The 22,542-nt window shown below is 43.4% G+C and carries 14 protein-coding genes; 9 read left to right on the top strand and 5 right to left on the bottom strand.

Annotated elements, in window-relative coordinates; translation table 11 throughout:
- Positions 1 to 28 precede the first annotated feature (28 nt).
- On the top strand, positions 29 to 412 hold the full coding sequence (gcvH, locus tag DFP77_RS11885) for a glycine cleavage system protein GcvH (RefSeq protein ID WP_114412507.1): 384 nt from the start codon (positions 29 to 31) through the stop codon (positions 410 to 412).
- A gap of 75 nt (positions 413 to 487) precedes the next feature.
- Positions 488 to 3,352 carry an aminomethyl-transferring glycine dehydrogenase gene (gcvP, locus tag DFP77_RS11880; RefSeq protein WP_114412506.1) on the top strand — a complete coding sequence of 955 codons (2,865 nt, stop codon included), beginning with the start codon at positions 488 to 490 and terminating at the stop codon, positions 3,350 to 3,352.
- 150 nt (positions 3,353 to 3,502) lie between these two features.
- Here the strand turns inward: gcvP and DFP77_RS11875 are convergent, their stop codons facing one another.
- From DFP77_RS11875 to rluC, 3 genes are all read right to left on the bottom strand, one after another.
- Positions 3,503 to 4,258 (bottom strand): CLCA_X family protein, encoded by a 756-nt coding sequence (locus tag DFP77_RS11875; RefSeq protein ID WP_114412505.1) that lies wholly within the window; start codon positions 4,256 to 4,258, stop codon positions 3,503 to 3,505.
- A 46-nt stretch (positions 4,259 to 4,304) separates the two neighbouring features.
- Complete coding sequence (locus DFP77_RS11870) at positions 4,305 to 4,763, bottom strand: hypothetical protein (RefSeq protein WP_114412504.1); 459 nt, start codon at positions 4,761 to 4,763, stop codon at positions 4,305 to 4,307.
- A 339-nt stretch (positions 4,764 to 5,102) separates the two neighbouring features.
- Entirely contained in the window at positions 5,103 to 6,074 is a 972-nt protein-coding gene (gene rluC, locus DFP77_RS11865; RefSeq protein ID WP_114412503.1) for a 23S rRNA pseudouridine(955/2504/2580) synthase RluC, read from the bottom strand.
- Between the two features lie 470 nt (positions 6,075 to 6,544).
- Between rluC and rne the strand changes: the two genes are divergently transcribed.
- Both rne and DFP77_RS11855 read left to right on the top strand, forming a co-directional pair.
- Positions 6,545 to 9,811, top strand: a complete 3,267-nt coding sequence (gene rne, locus DFP77_RS11860) for a ribonuclease E (RefSeq protein ID WP_114412502.1) — start codon at positions 6,545 to 6,547, stop codon at positions 9,809 to 9,811.
- 124 nt (positions 9,812 to 9,935) lie between these two features.
- Complete coding sequence (locus DFP77_RS11855) at positions 9,936 to 11,588, top strand: SulP family inorganic anion transporter (RefSeq protein ID WP_114412501.1); 1,653 nt, start codon at positions 9,936 to 9,938, stop codon at positions 11,586 to 11,588.
- An 85-nt stretch (positions 11,589 to 11,673) separates the two neighbouring features.
- Here the strand turns inward: DFP77_RS11855 and aceF are convergent, their stop codons facing one another.
- Both aceF and aceE read right to left on the bottom strand, forming a co-directional pair.
- Positions 11,674 to 13,596, bottom strand: coding sequence for a dihydrolipoyllysine-residue acetyltransferase (gene aceF / locus DFP77_RS11850; RefSeq protein WP_114412500.1), 1,923 nt, complete (start codon positions 13,594 to 13,596; stop codon positions 11,674 to 11,676).
- Between the two features lie 96 nt (positions 13,597 to 13,692).
- Positions 13,693 to 16,359, bottom strand: coding sequence for a pyruvate dehydrogenase (acetyl-transferring), homodimeric type (gene aceE, locus DFP77_RS11845; protein ID WP_114412499.1), 2,667 nt, complete (start codon positions 16,357 to 16,359; stop codon positions 13,693 to 13,695).
- Between the two features lie 951 nt (positions 16,360 to 17,310).
- On the opposite strand from aceE, the gene nadC reads away from it, so the two are divergent.
- From nadC to DFP77_RS11820, 5 genes are all read left to right on the top strand, one after another.
- A complete protein-coding gene (gene nadC, locus DFP77_RS11840; RefSeq protein WP_114412498.1) occupies positions 17,311 to 18,159 on the top strand; it encodes a carboxylating nicotinate-nucleotide diphosphorylase in 849 nt (282 codons plus the stop codon).
- A 2-nt stretch (positions 18,160 to 18,161) separates the two neighbouring features.
- Complete coding sequence (locus DFP77_RS11835) at positions 18,162 to 19,352, top strand: acetate/propionate family kinase (protein ID WP_114412497.1); 1,191 nt, start codon at positions 18,162 to 18,164, stop codon at positions 19,350 to 19,352.
- Between the two features lie 46 nt (positions 19,353 to 19,398).
- The gene (pta, locus tag DFP77_RS11830) at positions 19,399 to 21,498 is read left to right on the top strand and encodes a phosphate acetyltransferase (RefSeq protein ID WP_114412496.1); all 2,100 of its coding nucleotides are present in this window, start codon (positions 19,399 to 19,401) and stop codon (positions 21,496 to 21,498) included.
- A 126-nt stretch (positions 21,499 to 21,624) separates the two neighbouring features.
- Positions 21,625 to 21,987 carry a hypothetical protein gene (locus tag DFP77_RS11825; RefSeq protein WP_114412495.1) on the top strand — a complete coding sequence of 121 codons (363 nt, stop codon included), beginning with the start codon at positions 21,625 to 21,627 and terminating at the stop codon, positions 21,985 to 21,987.
- Between the two features lie 69 nt (positions 21,988 to 22,056).
- Positions 22,057 to 22,461, top strand: a complete 405-nt coding sequence (locus DFP77_RS11820) for a pilin (RefSeq protein WP_114412494.1) — start codon at positions 22,057 to 22,059, stop codon at positions 22,459 to 22,461.
- Positions 22,462 to 22,542: the final 81 nt, after the last annotated feature.

The raw sequence follows: 22,542 nt of genomic DNA, 5'->3' as shown, positions 1-22,542 counted from the left end.
GGTATTTTTTTAAAGAGGCATAAATACTATGAGCACTATCCCAGAAAACCTAAAATACGCTGACTCCCATGAATGGGTGTTGGATAACGGCGATGGAACAGTTACTGTTGGCATTACCGATCACGCACAAGACCTACTAGGCGATGTAGTTTACGTTGAACTACCTGAAGTTGGCGCCGACGTAACTGCTACAGAGCAATTTTCTTTAGTTGAGTCTGTGAAAGCGGCTTCTGATATTTATGCCCCTGTTAATGGCGAAGTAATTGAAGTTAATGAAGCTCTAAATGACTCACCAGAGCTAATCAATGAAGCACCTTTTAAAGACGCATGGATTGCTAAAATCAAGCTCAGCGACCCTGCTGATCTTGACAAACTACTTGATGCTGCAGGCTATTCAGCCACAATCGAATAACCTCAAATCTAGGCTCTCCCTCTATCCGTATTGAGAGCCTAACTCCTCGATCTAATCTTAATAGGTAATTAAACCATGACCTCGTGCATTCGCGATTTGTTAAACAGTGATGAATTTATTGCTCGCCACATTGGCCCTGACGCATCAGAGCAGGCAAAAATGCTATCTACAATTGGCATCAACAGCCTTCCAGAACTAATCGAAAAAACAGTCCCGGAAGCCATTCGTCAAGCAAATCTAGATCTTTCAGCTAACCCTGTTAGTGAAAACGAAGCACTTGTTCAACTAAAGACCATCGCCAATCAAAACAAAGTTGCGCGCTCTTTTATCGGCATGGGTTACCACGACACACATGTGCCCTCTCCGATTCTGCGCAACCTACTAGAAAACCCAGGCTGGTATACGGCTTACACGCCTTACCAACCAGAAATATCTCAAGGTCGCTTGGAAGCACTATTAAACTTCCAACAAGTCATTATCGACCTAACTGGCATGGAAATTTCCAACGCCTCTTTATTAGATGAAGCGACGGCCGCAGCCGAAGCGATGACACTAATGAAACGCTCCAACCGCAAGAAGAGCGATAAATTATTCGTTGCAAGCCACTGCTTGCCACAAACAATAGACGTCGTTAAAACTCGAGCAGAACTACTTGAAATTGAAGTCATCGTTGATGATATCGCAAATTTCGCAAAACACGATGTATTCGGCGCCATTATTCAATACCCAGGCATTGATGGCACAGTGACTGATTTAACCCCTGTTATTGCCCAAGCACATGAGCAAGGCGCACTTGTCAGCATTGCCGTCGACCTACTGTCTCTTGTTCTATTGAAATCACCAGGTGATATGGGTGCAGACATCGTGTTCGGCTCCGCTCAGCGCTTTGGTGTGCCAATGGGTTTTGGTGGCCCACACGCTGCATTCTTAGCAACCAAAGATGCATTCAAACGTTCTATGCCAGGTCGTGTTATCGGCGTATCGAAAGACAGTCATGGCAAACCAGCATTACGCATGGCAATGCAAACACGTGAACAACATATTCGCCGTGAAAAAGCGACATCGAACATTTGTACCGCTCAAGCACTACTAGCAATGATGGCTGGCTTCTACGCAGTTTATCACGGCCCTGCTGGCCTTAAAAAGATAGCGAACCGCGTTGCGGCGCTTACCAACTGCTTTGCCAATACCATCCAATCAAAAGGCTTCACCACTAACTCAAGTTACTTTGATACCGTTATCGTTAACACTGGTGAGCAAACTGATAGCATCATGGCAAAAGGTGCTGAGAAGTTAATGAACTTCCACAAAGCGTCTGACAGCCAAGTGTCTATCGCACTAAACGAAACAATCACCCCGAATGATCTTATCGACTTGGCTGAATGCTTCGGCGCAGAACTATCACTAGAAGACATCACAAACACGGAAAGCGCTTATGGCTTTGATGATGCCCTATTGCGTCAAGATGACATACTGACTCACCCAGTATTTAATAGTCATCACAGTGAAACTGAATTGATGCGCTACATGCACCAATTGGAAGTAAAAGACATTGCACTCAACCAAAGCATGATCCCTCTTGGCTCTTGTACAATGAAGTTAAATGCAGCATCTGAAATGATCCCTGTTACTTGGGCTGAATTTGGTCGCATCCATCCATTTGCACCAAGCACTCAAGTTGCTGGCTATCATGCATTATTGCAAGAACTTATCGACATGCTTTCTAAAGCAACGGGATATGACACTGTTTCTTTGCAACCAAACTCTGGCGCACAAGGTGAGTACGCTGGTCTTATCGCTATCGATAAGTACCACAAATCTCGTGGCGACCATGATCGTGATGTTTGCTTAATCCCAAGTTCAGCTCATGGAACGAACCCTGCTTCTGCTGCTCTAGCAGGCATGAAAGTTGTCATCGTGAAATGCGACGAAGACGGCAACATTGATTTAATTGACCTTGCAGAAAAAGCGGAAAAACATGCCGCTCAACTTAGTTGCATCATGGCGACCTACCCATCCACTCACGGTGTATTTGAAGAACACATTCGCGAAGTATGCGACATTGTTCATAAGTTTGGTGGCCAAGTGTACATTGATGGCGCCAACCTAAACGCTCTAGTGGGTGTTGCACCTCCAGGCTCATTTGGTGGTGACGTTTCGCACCTTAACTTACACAAAACATTCTGCATTCCACATGGCGGCGGCGGCCCAGGCATGGGCCCAATCGGTGTTAAATCTCACCTTGCGCCTTTCTTACCTGGTCACGCAGTCTCTCCTGTGATGGGTATGCTTGAGCAACACGGCGCGGTTTCAGCTGCACCATACGGTAGTGCAAGTATTCTTGTGATCACTTGGATGTACATCAAAATGATGGGCGACAAAGGCTTGCGCGATGCCACCTTCAACGCAATCTTGAATGCCAACTACATTGCTAAGCGCTTAGGCGAACATTACCCAGTTCTTTACACAGGTAAAAACGGCACAGTGGCACACGAGTGCATTATCGACATTCGTCCACTAAAAGCAGAATCAGGCATCAGTGAAGAAGACATCGCTAAGCGTTTGATGGACTTTGGCTTCCATGCACCAACCATGTCTTTCCCTGTTGCTGGAACACTAATGATCGAGCCAACAGAATCAGAAAACCTAGAAGAGCTAGACCGCTTCTGTGATTCAATGATTCAAATTCGCAAAGAAATCAGCAAGGTGCAAGCCGGCGAATGGCCTCTAGAAGACAACCCGCTAGTCAATGCACCACACACAGCAGACAGCCTTTTAGATATGGAGTGGAACCACGCTTACTCACGCAAAGAAGGCGCCTATCCTTTAAATTGGATCAAAGCACGTAAATACTGGCCACCCGTTGGTCGTATTGACAATGTCTACGGTGACCGCAACCTATTCTGCGAATGCCCACCAATAGACAGCTACGAAGACTAATATTCGAAGCTACTAAAAAGTACTAGAACCAAAAAAGGCGAATCAGCAATGATTCGCCTTTTTTTGTTTCATTGATCTCTGATCCTTTACAGCATCGAACCCATAGGATAATTAAAATATAAATGGTATTTTATTTATTAAATATAAGTATTACGCTTTACTTAACGCGTGACCAAGCAAACTAAAATAATTCTGAAAGGCTTGATTAATACGAAGTCGCTGCTCACCTTGAGGGTAAAGGCCCATTTTGGCCTCTTCAGAATGGCGACTTCCTTTTACTAAGAAGGTGCTGGTAGGTTTTGTGTCCTCAACGAACGCCTCGAAAGCGCGTGCTGCCATCTCTTCTGGTTTAGCGTAATAGATGACTTTTAACTTTTGATCTGTAAGGCGGGATATTTGACACATGTCGCTTGGCTCATCACCTTGCTCGTTCAGCATAATGGCTTTGAAACACTCGGCTAATAATAAGCTCAATGGATGAGGTTGCTTGTTACGAGACAGTTGTAATTGGGCACTGTTTAGCCAGCATGCAGAAGCAAAATGAGAAGTCGATACATGCTGGAACATTTTTTCACCCATGTAATGGTCGAAGGCATGAAACCATTCGTGAGCGAGACTACCAGCTCCCGCATTTTTTGCTAATGATAGCTGCCGCGTTGCAGGCACATAGTGAGCGGCTACGCCTGGTCTTCCGCCCTTTCCATATTGAAGCCCAAGAGTACCTCGCAATGATATTAATAGCTCCGGCCCTTGCAATACGAACATTAAATCCTCTAATGCTCGATAGAAGTTCACCGCGGCTCGATCTCTTTCTTCTGGCGTTACCCAACGCCCCATTTCAATACCTCGAAAATCAAATTGTCGACGTATCATGACAAAGTTTATTGGGGCTTGACTGAAAGACATGCAAACTCTCTAATTAACTAGACGAAACTTAATGCAATAGTGAGTTCTACGTAATACCAAATTGCCGATCAAACTCTGCGATTTTTGTACCACGCATAACCTTTAAATCCTGCAGTTGCTCTTTAACTCTATTCTTTGCTGTCATTCTACCGTTTGCATCAGTGACATTTTCCAATTCGAGCTCATACTGATCCAATAAAGTATCATAATCATCTTGATACGCCTCCTCCACCAAAGCTAAAGCGACTTGATGCTGATAAGTCGCTGCTTTTTTTGAGTGTTTTTGTATATAGGTCAGTGAGTTGTCAAAATATAGCTGCTTTAATGTATCTTTCTGATAATGAACACTCTTAAGCGCATTTCTTTTGTCATCAACCAACACCCTAGCTTGCAGTACCTCTGCCTCATAGCTAATGTTGCTCGCTTGCGCAAAACTAACAGGAACAGTGTTCAATACAAGAATCGCAGTGAGAGACTGCAGTTTTTTCAGTAAAACTTTCTTCATGCGTACCTTCTTGCTCAATGTAGATGCAATGAAACTAATACTTGATTCTATTGAGGCAAAACAACAAGAACAACACTCCAAGAGCACATGCACATTTTAATCTTATCTTTTCGCTTTCAAGCACTACAGGTGTGACGCTCTATTTCCTTTCAAAAAAGCCTAATTTAAATCCATTATTGGTGGCTATTTTTTACATAATAAATCTGAACCCAATCGCCAATACCGTAAAGTCCGCGTCACCCATAAGGAAAGCAAAGGCCGTACCTACTAACAATAAGCCAAAAAAAAGACCTGCCTCAGCAAGTCTTTTGAACTAACGATTCAAAAACGACAATATAGTTACGAGAAAATCCCGGTCAATTTTTCATTCATCAAGTTTTGCCACTCTTTATCCAGTGGCGCTTCAAATAACATACGCTCTCCATTCAACATAATGTCTAGTCGTGTTGCATGGAGACATAAGCGCTTAAAGCCCAGGGCTTTTGTTTCTTTTAAAGATTCCATTGGCGCGTATTTGTCATCACCAACAATTGGATAGCCCGCATGAAGCGTATGAACGCGAATCTGATGCGTACGCCCTGTTACTGGCTCACACTGAACCAAACTATATCCCTCAAACTGACGAACTAACTTAAAGCGAGTTAAACTTTCTTTCCCATCTGTATGAACCTTCACCACGCGCTCGCCAGATTTCAGCTCATTCTTTAACAAAGGCGCATTAACTTGTAATTTCCGCTTAGGCCAGCTGCCATAGACCAAAGCCAGATACGTTTTTTGTACGCCTTCTTTTTCACGTAACGCAGTATGCAGTTCTTTTAACACTGCACGTTTTTTTGCGATCATGATAAGACCCGAAGTATCACGGTCGAGTCGATGAACAAGCTCAACAAACTTCTCTAACGGCCGCATTTGGCGGATCACCTCAACCAAACCAAAACTCAAGCCACTGCCACCATGAACAGCTAGGCCTGACGGTTTATTAACAACGATCAACCCTTTGTCCTCATAGACAATGCGTGATTCTATCTCGCTTTTTAAACGATCAGACAAGACAGGCTTGTCTGATTCTGGCGCAATCACAATCGGCGCAATACGCACAACATCTTCATTCTGAAGACGGTAATCAGGCTTAGTTCGCTTCTTATTAACGCGTATTTCACCTTTCCTAAGTAAGTTGTAAATCTTGCCTTTCGGAACACCCTTTAAAAAGGTAACCAAAAAATTATCGATTCGCTGCCCCGTATTATTGTCGTCAATCGTGACGTAACGAACCGCGGGACGCTCTGTTGAATTTAGTTCTGAGTCCGACATAAGCTAAGATTGGTTTCCTTTATAATTGAAGCACTTAGTTTTTACTGTTATATTCACATTCGCAAAGGGTAAGAGGCAACAAAACACCTCGAAGATAAGATGCAAGAATTGAATGACAATTGCCGAAGCGACACTTTGGCCCCCTATCTTACCTCTGTAACAGTTAATCTTAAATAATAAACCGCATGATTCGGAAAAATCCGCTTCAGTGGAAGGAACTCTCATTAAATTGCTAGGCCACGCGTTCGCGTTGTTTCGTAAAAGCAAAGAAACGAGACCGGTTAAAGAGACTATTTGGTATTGATCACGGCAGCGACCGCATAAAAGCGTTTAACATAAATAAACGAATCGCGTACTCCTCTCGCCAGAGAACACTGAATGACTTGCTCTAATTCTGAGTCAGATTTATTAATGGTTACCCTATCACTGTTGTGACTCTTTCGTATCAGCCCACAGAGTTCACACATATAATGATTAGAATGCTTATTAATGCAACTCAACAAGAAGAGTTGCGCGTCGCCCTAGTAGACGGACAACGTCTATATGATCTAGACATCGAATCCGGTTCTCGCGAACAGAAGAAGTCAAATATATATAAAGGTCGCATCACTCGCATTGAGCCGAGTCTAGAAGCAGCTTTTGTTGACTTCGGAGCAGATCGCCACGGCTTCCTACCTCTAAAAGAAATCTCCAAGACCTATTTTTCCAAAAAATCGAACCACGAAGGCCGAATTAACATCAAAGATGTGTTAAGCGAAGGTCAAGAAGTGATTGTTCAAGTGGACAAAGAGGAACGTGGTAATAAAGGTGCGGCCTTGACTACCTTCGTTAGTTTAGCGGGTCGTTATTTGGTTTTGATGCCAAACAATCCTCGCGCTGGTGGTATTTCTCGTCGCATCGACGGTGATGATAGATCACACCTTAAAGAAGCTATGTCAGGCCTGAACACACCAGAAAACGGCGGCCTTATTGTTCGTACCGCTGGCGTTGGTCGTTCAACTGAAGAGTTGCAGTGGGATTTGGATTACCTTGATACTTTATGGTCATCCATCACCAAAGCAGCATCTGAAAAACCTGCCCCTTTCTTAATCTATCAAGAAAGCAACATCGTCATCCGTGCCATTCGCGATTATCTACGCGAAGACATTGGCGAAGTGTTGATTGATGAGAAAAGCGCTTACCAAGACGCTATAAACTTCGTTATGCAAGTAATGCCGCACTTTAAGTCGCGCATTAAAATGTATACTGACTCCACACCACTGTTTAACCGTTTCCAGATCGAAACTCAGATCGAAACGGCTTTCCAGCGTGAAGTTCGCCTACCTTCTGGCGGTTCAATTGTTATTGACCCAACAGAAGCACTAGTGTCTATCGATATCAACTCAGCCCGCGCGACGAAAGGCGGAGATATCGAAGAAACAGCACTACAAACCAACTTAGAAGCGGCTGATGAAATAGCTCGTCAATTACGTCTTCGCGACATCGGTGGGTTGGTTGTTATCGATTTCATCGATATGACACCAGTACGCAACCAAAAAGAAGTTGAAAACCGCATGAAAAACGCTCTAGAGGCGGATCGTGCTCGCGTTCAACTTGGTCGTATTTCTCGCTTCGGTCTATTAGAAATGTCACGTCAACGTTTGCGCCCTTCTCTTGGCGAAACCAGCGGCATCGTTTGCCCTCGCTGTAATGGCCAAGGCTTTATCCGTGACGTTGAGTCTCTAGCGCTTTCTGTACTTCGCCTTATCGAAGAAGAATGCTCTAAAGAACGCACAGCCCAAATTCGAGCAGTTTTACCTGTTTCAGTTGCGACCTTTTTGCTAAACGAGAAGCGCACCAATATTGCTAAAATTGAAAAGCGTAACAGCGTTCACATCATCCTTGTGCCAAATCCTCATATGGAAACACCGCACTTTGAAGTAGAACGTATTCGTGATGACAGCACAGTCGTTACACAAAACGAAAACAGTTACTCACTTGTAAAAACACCAGAGCAGCCTCCTTACGAGCCACGCAAAGCAAATGAAAATGTTCGCCCACAAGCGGCAGTAACAAGCATTGCACCAAAGGCACCAGCACCTGAGCACACCGCACCAACAAGCACCCCTAAAGCCGCTAAAAAGTCGCCGAGCAAACCAAGTTTGTTGAAACGCATAATGACAGCGCTATTTGGTGAACCACAAACTAATGCAAAACCAAAGAGCACAAGTAAAGCACCAACAAATACGAACACGCAGAGCAACAGAAATACATCCAGCAAAAACACAAACAGTCGCCCAAATAGAAATAACAAGCGTAATGTTAAACATCAGAACTCAGATAAAGATGACAGCACTGCAGAAAACGCACGCTCAACTCGTCAGTCTCGTCGTGAACAAGCTGAAGCTGGCAGCAAAAATAACGGTCGTCGTAATAACCGCAATAACAAGCAAGAAACTCAAGATACTCGAGTTGAAAAGCAAGAAGCGGTGGTAAAAGCACCTCGTCAGCAACCGAAGGCCAAAGACGTTCCTGAAGTGAAAGAGCGCAAACGCGACCGTAACGACAATCGCCGTCGCAACGGAAAACTAAAGGATGAAGCGTTAGAAGCAAGCAAACTACAAGAGCAAGAAGATGCAGCTTTAGTAGAGGCAGCTCAAAATGCGGTAACAGAGAAAAGTGAAAATGGTGATGAGCCTCAGCGCCGCTCTCGTCGCTCTCGTCGCTCTCGTCGCCCTCAGAAAGAAGAAAACAATGAACAGCAGGAAAGCAATGAATCTAGCATCACCGATGAAGCTCAAGCAGCTGAGACCTTAGAAAATACTGAAGCTCAAAAGCCTGCAACACAAAAAGAAAGCAAGGCTAAAGAAGCAAAACAAGACAGAGCGGAAGCTGTAGTTTCTAAAGACACAACTGAAGAGGTATCTAAGGAAACGACTGAAGTTGACACAAATAACGACGTGACTGAAGAAGCTCCTAAAGAAACGACTGAAGTTGACACAAATAACGACGTGACTGAAGAAGCTCCTAAAGAAACGACTGAAGTTGACACAACTAACGACGTGACTGAAGAAACTCCTAAAGAAACGACTGAAGTTGACACAACTAACGACGTGACTGAAGAGGCCCCTAAAGAAACAACTGAAGCAACTACTGCTAAAGACGTAACTGAAGAGGCCCCTAAAGAAACAACTGAAGCAACTACTGCTAAAGGCGTAACGGAAGAAGCTCCTAAAGAAAAAACTGAAGAAACCTCTAAGGAAGCATCTGAAAATGAAGTTGATACTAAACCTACGAAGCCTAAGATGTCAGTAAAAGCTCAAATGAGAAAAATTGAGCAAGAAAATTATGACAATGCCTTAGTAGTGACAGAGCCAACTGAAAGCACGCTAGCAAAAGAAGATACTCAACCTGAAGCAGTTATCGAGTCGACTCCTCCAGAAGCCGAAACAGTGCAGATTACCACCGAAGAAGAGACAACAGAAGAGAAGCCTGACAATATAGGCCGCTCGACTCGAACTCCTCGTCGTGGGCGTGGTAAGCCAGTAGCGAAAGCGGCCAACACTGAAGTCAAAGCACCGGTAGAATTACCAGCCGCTATTTTAGCTCAGCAAGAAAAGCTTCGTTTAGAGCAAGAAGAAAAGCGTAACGCTGCAACATCGCGCCGTCGCGCTTCTTCTGGTCGGGTAAAAAATGACCCAAGAGTCTCACGAGAAGAAACAAGCCCTGAGCCTGCCTCAGAGACTAATGCAGAGTAAAAACTGCATGAAATTTTCGTGAAATAACAAAGAGCCCGCATTATGCGGGCTCTTTTGCAACAAGAGCAATATGGATTATTTCAAAGGATTGATTTGAACATGAATAACGGACAGGTAAAAAACAATGATCATTGATTTTTCTCGCTTTAAAGATTGGACTCTTGTAGGCGATTTATTTGGTGGCGCAACGACTGCCATTGTTTCGCTACCACTCGCACTAGCATTTGGAGTAGCATCAGGAGCTGGTGCAGAAGCCGGTCTATGGGGAGCAATACTCGTTGGGCTTTTTGCTGCACTATTTGGCGGCTCAACCAGCTTAATCTCAGAACCAACCGGCCCAATGACAGTTATCATGACAGCTGTTCTTACCAGCATGCTTGCCAGCAGCCCAGAAGGAGGGGTTGCCATGGCATTTACTGTTGTCATGATCGCCGGCCTATTCCAAATTACATTAGGCTATCTGAAACTCGGTAAATACATCACCCTTATGCCATATAGCGTAATATCAGGCTTTATGTCTGGTATTGGCATTATTTTAATTATCTTACAAATAGCACCCTTCTTGGGACATTCATCACCATCAGGCGGTGTGATCGGTACACTAAGCGCCCTCCCCAACCTAATTGTTAACCTTAAGTTTTCTGAATTATTTTTGGGCTTACTAACGCTGGGCGTATTGTTTTATCTCCCTAAACACTGGCGCCGGTACGTTCCTCCTCAACTGGTTGCTTTGGTCGCAATCACGCTTATTTCCATTCTATTATTTAACGATTCAGATGTGCGCCGAATAGGTATTATCCCGTCTGGTCTACCATCCATTCATTGGCCCACCTTTGAACAGTCTGTGTTTATAGAAATGATCATTAACGGCCTTGTACTGGGGACTTTGGGCTGCATAGACACCTTACTTACAGCAGTTATTGCAGACAGTCTTACGCGTAAAGAACATGACTCAAACCGAGAACTTATTGGGCAAGGCACCGCTAATTTTTTCTCCGGCCTTCTTGGTGGACTTCCTGGCGCTGGCGCAACCATGGGAACCGTCGTTAATATACAATCTGGCGGCAAATCACCGCTTGCAGGCATAACAAGAGCGTTAATTCTTTTATTGGTTGTACTTGGTGCATCTGACTTAATTAGCCCAATTCCAATGGCTGTACTGGCTGGTATTGCCTTGTATGTGGGGATCAACATACTCGACTGGAGCTTCTTAAAACGTGCACACAAAGTCGCCCTTTCCCCTACCATTATAATGTACGGAGTGATGGCGCTAACTGTATTTGTTGACCTAATGGTTGCGGTTGGAATTGGAGTGTTTATAGCCAATATCATGACAATAGAAAAACTCAGCCGATTACAGTCAGGGAATGTAAAAGCCATCAGTGATGCTGACGACGATATTCCACTATCAGAAGAGGAAAAATCATTACTAGACCAGGCTGATGGAAACGTATTGCTTTTCTATCTATCTGGCCCAATGATTTTTGGTGCAAGTAAAGCCATCGCAAAGCATCACAACCGCATACACAACTACAAAGCTGTGGTATTAGATCTGAGCGCCGTTCCTATGATGGACCTCACCATAGGGCTTGCACTAGAAAACGCCATAAAAGACGCGATAGAAGCTAACTGTGCCGTTTATATCTTTAGCCCTAATGGACAAACTACAGAACGACTTGAAAAGCTGGGCGTATCAAATAGACTGCCGCATAATGCGTTTTGTGATTCTCGTAAATCCGCTTTGCAGCAAGCTGTTAAAAACTTACCCACTTCGTAATAAAGCAATGCAAAAACATTAGATCAAAAAAAGCCGCTTAGAAAAGCGGCTTTTTATTTGCTTAGTTGTTAATCAAAGAATCTGATTAAAGAGACAAGCGACGTACATCACTCAGCAAGGAGTTCAAGAAAGTCATAAAACGACCTGCATCACCACCATTCACCGCTCTGTGATCGTAAGACAAGCACAATGGCAACATTGTACGAGGCTCAAACTCTTTACCATTCCAGCGTGGCTCAACGTCCGCTTTAGAAACACCCAAAATACCCACTTCAGGACAGTTAACGATAGGAGTAAATCCTGTTCCGCCAATTGCACCCAAACTAGAAATAGTGAAACAACCACCCTGCATGTCAGCCGGCTTAAGTTGTTTATCTAGTGCTTTCTTAATTAGCTCTCCCGCTTCTTTTGCAATTTGGACGACAGATTTCTTATCTGCGTCACGCAAAACAGGAACAACCAAACCAGCAGGTGAATCCACAGCAATACCAATGTGTACATAATGCTTTTGAACGTAGCTTTCGCCATCGGCCATTAGCGACACATTAAAGCTTGGATTAGCAACCATTGCTTGCGCAACTGCTTTAATCAGGAATGGAAGCGGCGTTAATTTAACACCTTGTTTCTCCATTTCGCCTTTTAAGCCTTTACGGAATGCTTCAAGATCAGAAATATCAGCTTTATCAAACTGAGTAACTTGAGGCACAACAAGCGCGTTGCGAACCATGTTCTGAGCAGTTAGACGCTGGATCTTGCTCATCTTAACAACGTCAACTTCACCAAACTTGCTAAAGTCTTGATCTGGCACAGTTGGCAGACCGGAACCTGTTGCAACACCACCAGCCGGAGCAGAAGCCACCTTTTGCACAGCTGCTTTCACATAAGCATGCAAATCTTCTTTCGTAATACGACCACGAGGGCCAGTAGGACGAACAAGAGACAGATCAACACCTAACTCGCGAGCGAGCATACGAACAGCTGGACCAGCATGAACTTTCTTAGAAGGTTCAGACAGTACAGCAGATTGATCTACTGCAGGAGCTGACTTTTCGGCACTTGCTTTAGGCTTTTCAGTTGGTGCAGAAGTCGCTTTTTCAGCAGCCGGCGCAGGCGCAGGCACTTCAGAACCACCTTCTACTTCAAGCTCAAGAACAAGATCGCCTTCAGAAACCTTATCACCAACCTTAATAGAAACAGACTTCACTGTTCCTGATTTCGGCGCAGGAATTTCCATAGAGGCCTTATCAGTCTCAAGAACAATGATAGAATCACCTTCTTGAACTTTATCTCCGGCTGCAACAGCAACCTCGATAACTTCAACGCCTTCAGCACCGCCAATGTCAGGCACTTTAACCGACTCAACACCACCAGAAGCTGGTGCTGCAGCAGGAGCAGATGATTTTGGCTCTTCAGCTTTTTCTTCTTTAGCAGCAGGCGCCACTGAAGATGACTCAGTTGTCAGCACAAGAATATCAGCACCTTCGGATACAGTGTCACCAACTTTAATAGAAATCTTGGCGATCTTACCTGTAAATGGTGAAGGTATGTCCATAGAAGCCTTATCAGTTTCAAGAACGATAATTGAATCACCCTCTTCAACCATATCACCTTCAGCAACACAAACCTCTATAACTTCAACGTCAGTTGCACCACCAATATCTGGCACTGAAACTTTTTCTTCGCTGGAAGATGAAGAAGCTGGAGCTTTCTCAGCGGACTTCTCTGGTGCAGAATCTTCTACAGGTGCCTCAGGAGCAGACTCTTCCGCACCTTCAACCTCAATAATAAGAATCTCATCACCTTCAGAAACTTTTTCGCCTTCTTTCACAGAAATACTTTTTACTTTACCTGCCATGGAAGATGGAACATCCATAGAAGCTTTATCTGTTTCTAAAACAATAATTGATTGATCCACTTCAATTGTGTCACCAACCGCAATACTGATCTCGATAATTTCGACATCAGTCGCACCACCAATATCCGGTACTCGAATGATTTCAGTACTCACAGAAATCTCCTTTGTCTTATAGACGCATCAAACTTAAAAACTTATCTGACTTAGTTAAAAACATACACTAAGCCAGATACCTAGCTTGTCAGGTAATTAGCACATTACAGGGTTTGGCTTCTCAGGATCTAGACCAAACTTAGCAATTGCCTCACTAACTACAGATGCATCAATTACACCGTCTTTTGCCAGTGCACTTAAAGCAGAAACCACTACCCAATAACGGTTAACTTCAAAGAAGTGACGCAATTGAGCGCGAGTATCACTGCGGCCAAAACCATCAGTACCAAGTACATTGTAAGTACCTTTTACGAATGGACGAATTTGATCTGCGAACAATTTAATATGGTCGGTAGATGCAATCACAGGGCCATTGTCATTCAGGCAAGACTCTACGTAAGAAGGGCGTGCTTCTGATTCAGGGTGAAGCATGTTCCAGCGACTTGCATCAAGACCTTCACGACGCAATTCATTGAAAGACGTTACACTCCATATATCAGAGTTAACACCGAAATCATTAAATAGAATCTCTGCAGCGGCTTCCACTTCACGCAGAATAACGCCAGAACCAAGCAATTGAACTTGTTTCTTATTGGCTTTCTTAGCATGAGACTTAAGCTTATACATCCCCTTGATAATGCCTTCTTCAACACCTTCAGGCATATCTTCGTGCGTATAGTTTTCATTCATTACAGTTAAGTAATAGAAAACACTTTCTTTCTCTTTATACATACGACGTAAGCCATCTTGCATGATAACAGCGACTTCGTATGAATAAGTAGGGTCATAAGACACACAGTTAGGGATTAGACCTGCTTGAATATGGGAATGACCATCTTCGTGCTGCAAACCTTCACCATTTAGCGTAGTACGACCTGCAGTAGCACCAATCAAGAATCCACGAGCCTGAGAATCACCTGCCGCCCAAGCTAAGTCACCAATACGCTGGAAACCAAACATTGAGTAATAAATGTAAACAGGAATCATTGGAAGAGCGCTGTTTGCATAAGATGTAGCCAATGCTAACCAAGCAGAGAATGCCCCTGGCTCATTGATGCCTTCTTGAAGGATTTGACCATCAGCAGATTCTTTGTAATACATAATCTGCGTATGGTCATGAGGCGTATAACGCTGACCTTCAGATGAGTAAATACCTAGCTGGCGGAACATACCTTCCATACCAAAGGTACGAGCTTCATCGGCAACAATTGGCACAACACGTTTGCCAATTTCTTTATCTTTAACCATAACGTTTAGTGCACGCACAAACGCCATAGTCGTAGAGATTTCACGACCATTCGTTCCCGCGATTTGAGACTTAAACGCTTCCAAAGAAGGCACTTCAAGCGCTTCGCAATCATGGTTACGGATAGGGAAAGCACCATGCAATTCTTTACGACGAGAGCGCATGTATTGCATTTCTGGGCTATCTTCAGCCGGTTTGTAATACGGTAAATCTTTTAGCTCTTCATCGCTAATTGGGATACCAAATTTATCACGAAACTGAGCAAGAGACTCTTCGTCCAGCTTCTTCGTTTGGTGCGCTGTGTTTTGCGCTTCAGCCGCTTTAAACATGCCGTAACCTTTAACGGTTTGCGCCAAGATAACAGTCGGTTGACCTTTATGAGAAGTTGCTTCGGAGTACGCCGCGTAAACTTTGTAAGGATCATGTCCGCCACGATTTAGATTCATAATCTCATCGTCAGTCATGTCTTTAACCATTTCTAGCAATTCTGGATATTTGCCGAAGAAATGTTCACGAGTATAAGCACCACCATTTGCTTTGTAGTTCTGTAGTTCGCCATCGCAAACTTCATTCATACGTTTAACTAGCAAACCGTTGTGATCTTTCGCAAAAAGAGGATCCCAATGACGACCCCATAGGCACTTAATGACATTCCAGCCAGCACCACGGAAGACACCTTCAAGTTCCTGAACAATTTTACTGTTACCACGAACAGGACCATCAAGGCGCTGTAGGTTACAGTTGATAACAAAAATAAGGTTATCTAGATTTTCGCGACCAGCAAGAGCAATAGCTCCTAAAGATTCTGGCTCATCACACTCACCATCACCTAGGAAAGCCCACACCTTACGATCACCTTGATCAATAAGACCACGGCTATGCTGATACTTCATTACGTGTGCTTGGTAAATCGCTTGCAAAGGCCCAAGACCCATAGACACTGTTGGGAACTGCCAGTAATCAGGCATCAACCAAGGGTGCGGGTAAGAAGAAATACCTTTGCCATCGACTTCACGGCGGAAGTTATCTAGCTGCTCGTCTGTCAAGCGCCCTTCAATGTATGAACGAGCGTAAATACCTGGGGATATATGACCTTGGAAAAAGACCATATCCGCTTGTTGTTTACCGTCATTACCACGGAAAAAGTGGTTAAAGCCGATATCATAAAGCGTTGCTGCAGAAGAAAAGCTTGTAATGTGGCCACCAAGTGTTGAATCAACACGGTTTGCCTTCATTACCATAGCCAATGCATTCCAACGAATTATAGAGCGTATACGACGCTCCATAAATACATCACCCGGCAATGGCTTCTCATTTTCAGGAGCAATTGTATTCCGGTATGCCGTCGTAATGGATGACGGTAATGACGTACCAGCTTTTGAAGCCTCATTCGTCAAACGATTTAAAATGTATTGCGCGCGATCAGGACCTTCCTCGCGAAGGACAGACTCAAGCGCATCGACCCACTCTTTAGTTTCAATTGGATCGATGTCTTCGAGAATATGCTGCTCAGTCATCGTGTTAATAACTCCCGCTATTAGAACAGATACTAACCTACCAAGGACATTATGTGTATTTAAGCCTTGGAGGCTACTTAAACGAACCGTCGGAACTTATATGAATAGCCACAAAGTTCCAGCCGACCTAGGATAAAACGACACACTGTTTAATAAGCTTTAAAACGCGTCGTTTTTATCCGTTCCAATGGTAATTATTATTGTTTTAATTTTATTTCCATTGCATCGACCACTAAAAATCTAGTCAGTTCGCTTCCAATTTGGGTTTGGTTCATCAAACCCAACATTAAATTTCCACATGCATATAGCCTTACTAATGCATGTAAAAAATCAAAGCTATTTACTTAGAAACCGCATAGATAGACTGTTTCTAAGGATTTTGCATTCTAGGTATTTTACTAAACCCTTACATTAAACAGGGCTTTTTTAAATATCAGAAGCATCTAATTTGGGCGTTAGATTAACACCTAATCAAGAGATCGCCTAGCCACCCACATGAAGATTGAGACACTCACAGAACTTTTGAAGCTTTTAAATACCCTAAAATTAATTTAAAAGTAGTCGAAAAGCCTAAGACAAAAGCGTTAAAGAGTCAGTCGGCACCACCAAAATTCACAGCATACATGAGACGTATAAGCACCGTGAATCCATAGCCACACTTCAATCCATAAAGAATACACAGCATCTGCTCCAAAGTACCATTCAAAAATCGATGATTAGTATCATTTTATTCGCTTATCAAAATTCAAATGATACAGCTATCAAAAATAATCAACGACTGTAAGTCAATCTAACGTGGAAGGCTGATCGTGTGTGCTAAAAAGCAAAACTGTCGCACTTTTTCATATAGAAAGATCATGCAAATCAATGAATATAAAAAAATCAACACTGACGCACTACCAATATAGCGCTACAATATCCGTAATTTATTTAGCAAGATTAGGATAGTACATGACTCTTTTGAACGCTCTATTAACTGAGCACATTCAATCGCAAGTGGCGTTTGCATTAAAAGAAGATATTGGATCAGGAGACATAACCGCTCAACTTATTCCTGATGATCAAGAAATAACAGCCACCGTAATTAGTCGGGAACCTGCAGTCTTATGCGGTCAAGCTTGGGTAAACGAAGTATTCTCTCAATTAGGCAATCAAGTTACGCTCTCATGGCACAACAATGAAGGTGATATGCTGGAAAGCAACAAGCCTTTTTTAACGATCAATGGCCATGCAAGAACAATATTAACGGGGGAGCGTACTGCCCTAAATTTTTTACAATCCCTTTCTTATACTGCGACTGTAACTAATCAATACAGTCAAATTGTAGCGAACACACAACTCACCATTTTGGACACTAGAAAAACCATACCAGGTATGCGCCGTGCGCAGAAATATGCGGTGGCTATTGGTGGAGGAAAGAACCACAGGATGGGGTTATACGATGCGTTTCTAATCAAAGAAAATCACATCATGGCGGCAGGGTCGATTGCTAATGCTGTAAGCATGGCGAAAAATATTGCCCCTGGAAAAACCATTGAAGTTGAAACAGAAAACTTAGAAGAAGTTTCCATGGCTGTTGCTGCAGGTGCCGACATTATCATGTTAGATAATTTCTCTTACGAAGACATGAGCAAAGCGGTTACTGATTTTAAAGGTCAGGTCAAGTTTGAAGCATCTGGAAACATGGACAAAGACCGTTTGTTACTAGTGGCTGAAACTGGCGTTGATTACGTCTCCATCGGCGCCCTAACAAAACATATTCAGGCAATTGACCTTTCTTTGCGAGTATCTCAGGAATAACTATGAAAGATAGTATTTTAGTCATCAACTGTGGAAGCTCTTCGTTGAAGTTTGCGATTCTTGCTAATGCTGGGCAAGAAACCTTAGTAGAAGGTATTGCAGATAGATTAGGGACAGATGAAAGTAGTATCACGTTTAAATTTGAAGGCAAAAAAAACGAAATACAATTAGACATTGGTAGCCATAAAAATGCTGTGGATCAGATCAAAAGCTGGCTTAACAGCCACCCTACCATTGAGCATTCACTAGCAGGTATTGGTCACCGAGTGGTTCACGGTGGTGAAACCTTCAGCAAATCCGTCTTGATTAATCAAGATGTTGTTACTGGGATTAAAAAGTGTTCTCAATTTGCACCATTGCATAACCCTGCACATGTTAAAGGTATAGAAGTGGCTTTTGAGCTTTTCCCAGGGCTTCCACAAGTTGCTGTATTTGATACCGCGTTTCATCAGACACTGGCACCAGAACAGTATCTTTACCCGATTCCAATGCACTTTTATCGAGAGCATCATTTTCGCAAGTATGGTTTCCATGGCACAAGTTATCGATATATAAGTCAGCGCTTAGCACAAATAGCGAACGGTAGCGATCAACAGGGCGTGCTTGTCGCTCACCTTGGTAACGGAGCAAGTACCTGCGCCATTAATAAAGGCAAGTCTTCCGATACTAGTATGGGCATCACGCCATTAGAAGGCTTAATGATGGGCACCCGCTCTGGCAGCCTTGACCCAAGCCTACTGTCATTTATTAGCCAAGCTGAAAATATCTCTTTTGAATCCACACTTGATATTCTGAACAAACAAAGTGGTTTGCTTGGTGTATCAGAAATTTCAAATGACTGCCGAACATTAGAAGAGGCAATGGAATCAGGCGACCTGAGAGCTAAACTGGCTTTAGACATGTTTGCAGCCCGAACAGCGAAGCACTTAGCAAGTGTAGCAACCACTTTAGAAAGTATTGATCATTTGGTATTTACCGGTGGCATCGGTGAAAATTCAAGCTATTTACGTCAAGCTATCTGCAATCATTTGAAAGCACTGAATATCCGTATAGACTCAGATATAAATGATAATGCTCCTCGTGGTGAGACTTTAAACATTAGTGCAAAAGACAGTAATACTAATGTTTGGGTTATACCTACTAATGAAGAGTTGATGATTGCACTGGATACAATAAGTTTAATTCAGCATTAATCGAAACCATGCACCCCATAATGGACTAATTTAGGATTCATCAGATATGTCAATAAATGTACTTATGACCGTTCCCACAGGCCCTGGTGTAGGACTAACATCTGTTTCTGTCGGTCTTGTCCGTGCGCTTGAGCAGCAAGGTTTAAAGGCCAGTTTTTTCAAGCCAATCGCCCAGCCTCAACCGGGTGACAAGGGACCTGACAAGTCAACTGCCATGGTTGCACAAGGCTCAACCCTTACACCAGCTGAGCCTATTCCGCTCCATGAAGCTGAGCGTTATTTGTATAACGACAATATTGATGAACTGATGGAAGAAATTGTTGGTCGATTCCAAGCCAGCGTAGAGCCAGATTCAACGGTTATCGTGGAAGGTCTTGCTCAAATTGCAGGCCACCCGTACGCAACAAGACTAAACAAAGCCATTGCTCGTACACTTGATGCTGGTTTAGTGTTGGTGACAGCACCGAACAACATGCGAGTTAACGAGCTTGAACACCATGTTGAAATTGCGGCAGGCTCTTATGGTGGCATTAAAGCCAACGATGTTATTGGCTGTATTTTAAACAAGACCACACCTGGGTCATTAGGCGTTAAATCCTATGGGGATTTGTTTGCTCAACGTGGCATTTTTAAACGCAATTTTAGCCTGCTTGGTCAAATACCAAAAGCCGATGAACTCACTTACCCTCGAGTAAAAGATGTTGCTGATTTCCTTGGTGCTCGCATCATTAATGCAGGCGACATCGAATCTCGTCGCGTACAGTCTTACACTCTTTGTGCTCGTGGTGTCGAGAATATGCTTGAAGCCTTGCGACCCGGCGTGTTGGTTTTCACTCCAGGCGATCGTACCGACATCATCATGGCGACAGCTATTGCTGCACTGAACGATATCAAGATCGCAGCCTTGGTTGTAACTGGCGGTTACCAACCAAGCGAAGCTTTAATGGGTCTTTGCGGCAAAGCAATGGCCAAAGGCTTACCCGTTCTCTCTGTAGAGTCGAACAGCTGGGAGACAGTCATTAATATGCAATCTTTTAACCAAGAAATACCGCTTGACGATAAAGAACGCGTATTGATGGTAAAAGAGCACATCGCCCGTTGTATCGATCACGACTGGATAAACTCTTTCGCCTTAAACCAAGAAGAGAGAAAACTCTCTCCACCAGCCTTCCGATTCCGTTTAATTGAGCTTGCTCGCTCTCTGAACAAACGAATCATTCTTCCTGAAGGCGAAGAAATTCGTACTATTCAAGCCGCTTCAATTTGTGCCGAACGCGGTATCGCCCGCTGCACATTGCTGGGCAACGAAACTGAAATTTTGAGAATCGCACAAAACAATGGCATTGAATTAAGCCATGGTGTTGAAATACTCGACCCTAGCAGCATTCGTGAACGCTATGTTGCGCCAATGGTAGAGCTAAGAAAAAGTCGAGGGCTAACTGACATCGTTGCTCGCGAGCAACTAGAAGACAATGTTGTGCTAGGCACTATGATGCTGCAAGTTGGTGATGTGGATGGTCTGGTTTCTGGCGCTGTACATACAACGGCTAACACCATTCGGCCGGCTCTGCAGTTAATCAAAACATCCGCGAACGCGAGCCTTGTATCTTCAGTCTTCTTCATGTGCTTACCTGACCAAGTGCTGGTCTATGGTGATTGCGCGATTAATCCGGATCCGACTGCTGTGCAACTTGCAGAAATTGCGATTCAAAGTGCGGACTCTGCAACAGCATTTGGCATCACTCCTAAAGTCGCCATGATCAGTTACAGCACTGGTGGCTCTGGCACAGGTAACGATGTAGATAAAGTCAGAGAAGCTACAGCAATTGCGCAAAAGCTACGTCCAGACCTTCTGATTGACGGCCCTTTACAATACGACGCCGCCATCATGGAAAAAGTTGCCAAGCAAAAAGCGCCTAATAGCAAAGTAGCCGGCAAAGCCACCGTGTTTATTTTCCCGGACTTAAATACTGGCAACACCACTTACAAAGCAGTTCAAAGAAGCGCAGACGTAGTCAGCATAGGACCTATGCTACAAGGAATTCGTAAACCTGTTAACGATCTGTCTCGTGGCGCTTTAGTTGATGACATTGTCTATACTATTGCAATTACAGCAATTCAAGCTGGTGACCCGAAAGACCTTTAAATTAATGCCACTTTCTAGGCAGTTCAACTGCCCTAGCACCTTTTTATTGCGACTATTGTCTAGAAAGTGGACATATTTAAAATTGCCGATTAATATTTGTTTATACTTTTTTAGCTGGTGGTTGTTATGTCTGGTAGCCTTCCTCACTCGATAGCCTTATCTGGCCAAGTGCCAAATAATACGACTACGCCCGGCTACACAACATTTGATATAAGGTCAGACGAAGATAAAAACTTAGCGGCTCTGAATGCGCGTAATGCGAAAGCATCAAGTGACCTAGTTGTCACCATTTCTGAAGAAGGTCAGGCGTTATCCCAGCATAATAAAAAAACAGCCGATGAAATTGATGCAAAAAAACAAAATGATATGCTTAGAGAGTTAGAAGAAGAGTTTGGTGAAGATGACCTTGTGCCCTTAGCTCAGAATCAGTCAACCGAAGGCTATGAAGAAAAATCGAATACCGGAGATTTCCTCGACCAGATTGTATAATCAAAAAAACATTAACATAAAACACTATTAGCAAGGACGCTAATATCAAAAATCTTCAAGGAGTGAAGAATGTTACTTTCTCGCCAATTAATGCGCGGATTTACCCTATTGGAACTTATGGTTGTTATCGCCATAATTTCCATCTTAGCAAGCCTTTCTGTACCAACGTTTACTCGGCAAATCGCAAAAGCGAAATTAATTGAAGCGCAAAACCTTGCCACACAACACCAATCAGTCATTGAAGAATTTATTCTTCTACATGGCTCATTTCCAAACAAAGCAGAATTCAACCTCATCAAAAATTCACTAGCAGACAAGTCTATCGCTAAGTCCATTACCGTTGATAGCGCTAATAAAATGACTGGAAGCCTAATCCTCACGCTTAATAGCAATACTGGCATTGATGAAAACCAGTACCTTAGATACTCCCGTGATAGTAGTAGGAACTGGACGTGCCTTTTGAATCGCCACTAGTTCAGTAGACACTTCTCAATCATCTTTTCGAACAGTTTTTCATACTCAACAGGTGACAGCATATCATTGGCACTGTGGCGT

The sequence above is a fragment of the Marinomonas foliarum genome (assembly GCF_003337275.1).
Lineage (GTDB): Bacteria > Pseudomonadota > Gammaproteobacteria > Pseudomonadales > Marinomonadaceae > Marinomonas > Marinomonas foliarum.
Note: the sequence above shows the minus strand (reverse complement) of the source record. Positions and strands in the feature narration are given on the sequence as shown.

What these genes read in the sequence shown, in the direction of transcription:
- rne (WP_114412502.1), top strand. Translation starts at nt 6,545, where the DNA reads ATGATTAGAATGCTTATTAATGCAACTCAACAAGAAGAGTTGCGCGTC.
- DFP77_RS11820 (WP_114412494.1), top strand. Translation starts at nt 22,057, where the DNA reads ATGTTACTTTCTCGCCAATTAATGCGCGGATTTACCCTATTGGAACTT.
- DFP77_RS11835 (WP_114412497.1), top strand. Translation starts at nt 18,162, where the DNA reads ATGAAAGATAGTATTTTAGTCATCAACTGTGGAAGCTCTTCGTTGAAG.
- DFP77_RS11825 (WP_114412495.1), top strand. Translation starts at nt 21,625, where the DNA reads ATGTCTGGTAGCCTTCCTCACTCGATAGCCTTATCTGGCCAAGTGCCA.
- pta (WP_114412496.1), top strand. Translation starts at nt 19,399, where the DNA reads ATGTCAATAAATGTACTTATGACCGTTCCCACAGGCCCTGGTGTAGGA.
- gcvP (WP_114412506.1), top strand. Translation starts at nt 488, where the DNA reads ATGACCTCGTGCATTCGCGATTTGTTAAACAGTGATGAATTTATTGCT.
- nadC (WP_114412498.1), top strand. Translation starts at nt 17,311, where the DNA reads ATGACTCTTTTGAACGCTCTATTAACTGAGCACATTCAATCGCAAGTG.
- DFP77_RS11870 (WP_114412504.1), bottom strand. Translation starts at nt 4,763, where the DNA reads ATGAAGAAAGTTTTACTGAAAAAACTGCAGTCTCTCACTGCGATTCTT.
- DFP77_RS11875 (WP_114412505.1), bottom strand. Translation starts at nt 4,258, where the DNA reads ATGTCTTTCAGTCAAGCCCCAATAAACTTTGTCATGATACGTCGACAA.
- rluC (WP_114412503.1), bottom strand. Translation starts at nt 6,074, where the DNA reads ATGTCGGACTCAGAACTAAATTCAACAGAGCGTCCCGCGGTTCGTTAC.
- DFP77_RS11855 (WP_114412501.1), top strand. Translation starts at nt 9,936, where the DNA reads ATGATCATTGATTTTTCTCGCTTTAAAGATTGGACTCTTGTAGGCGAT.
- gcvH (WP_114412507.1), top strand. Translation starts at nt 29, where the DNA reads ATGAGCACTATCCCAGAAAACCTAAAATACGCTGACTCCCATGAATGG.
- aceE (WP_114412499.1), bottom strand. Translation starts at nt 16,359, where the DNA reads ATGACTGAGCAGCATATTCTCGAAGACATCGATCCAATTGAAACTAAA.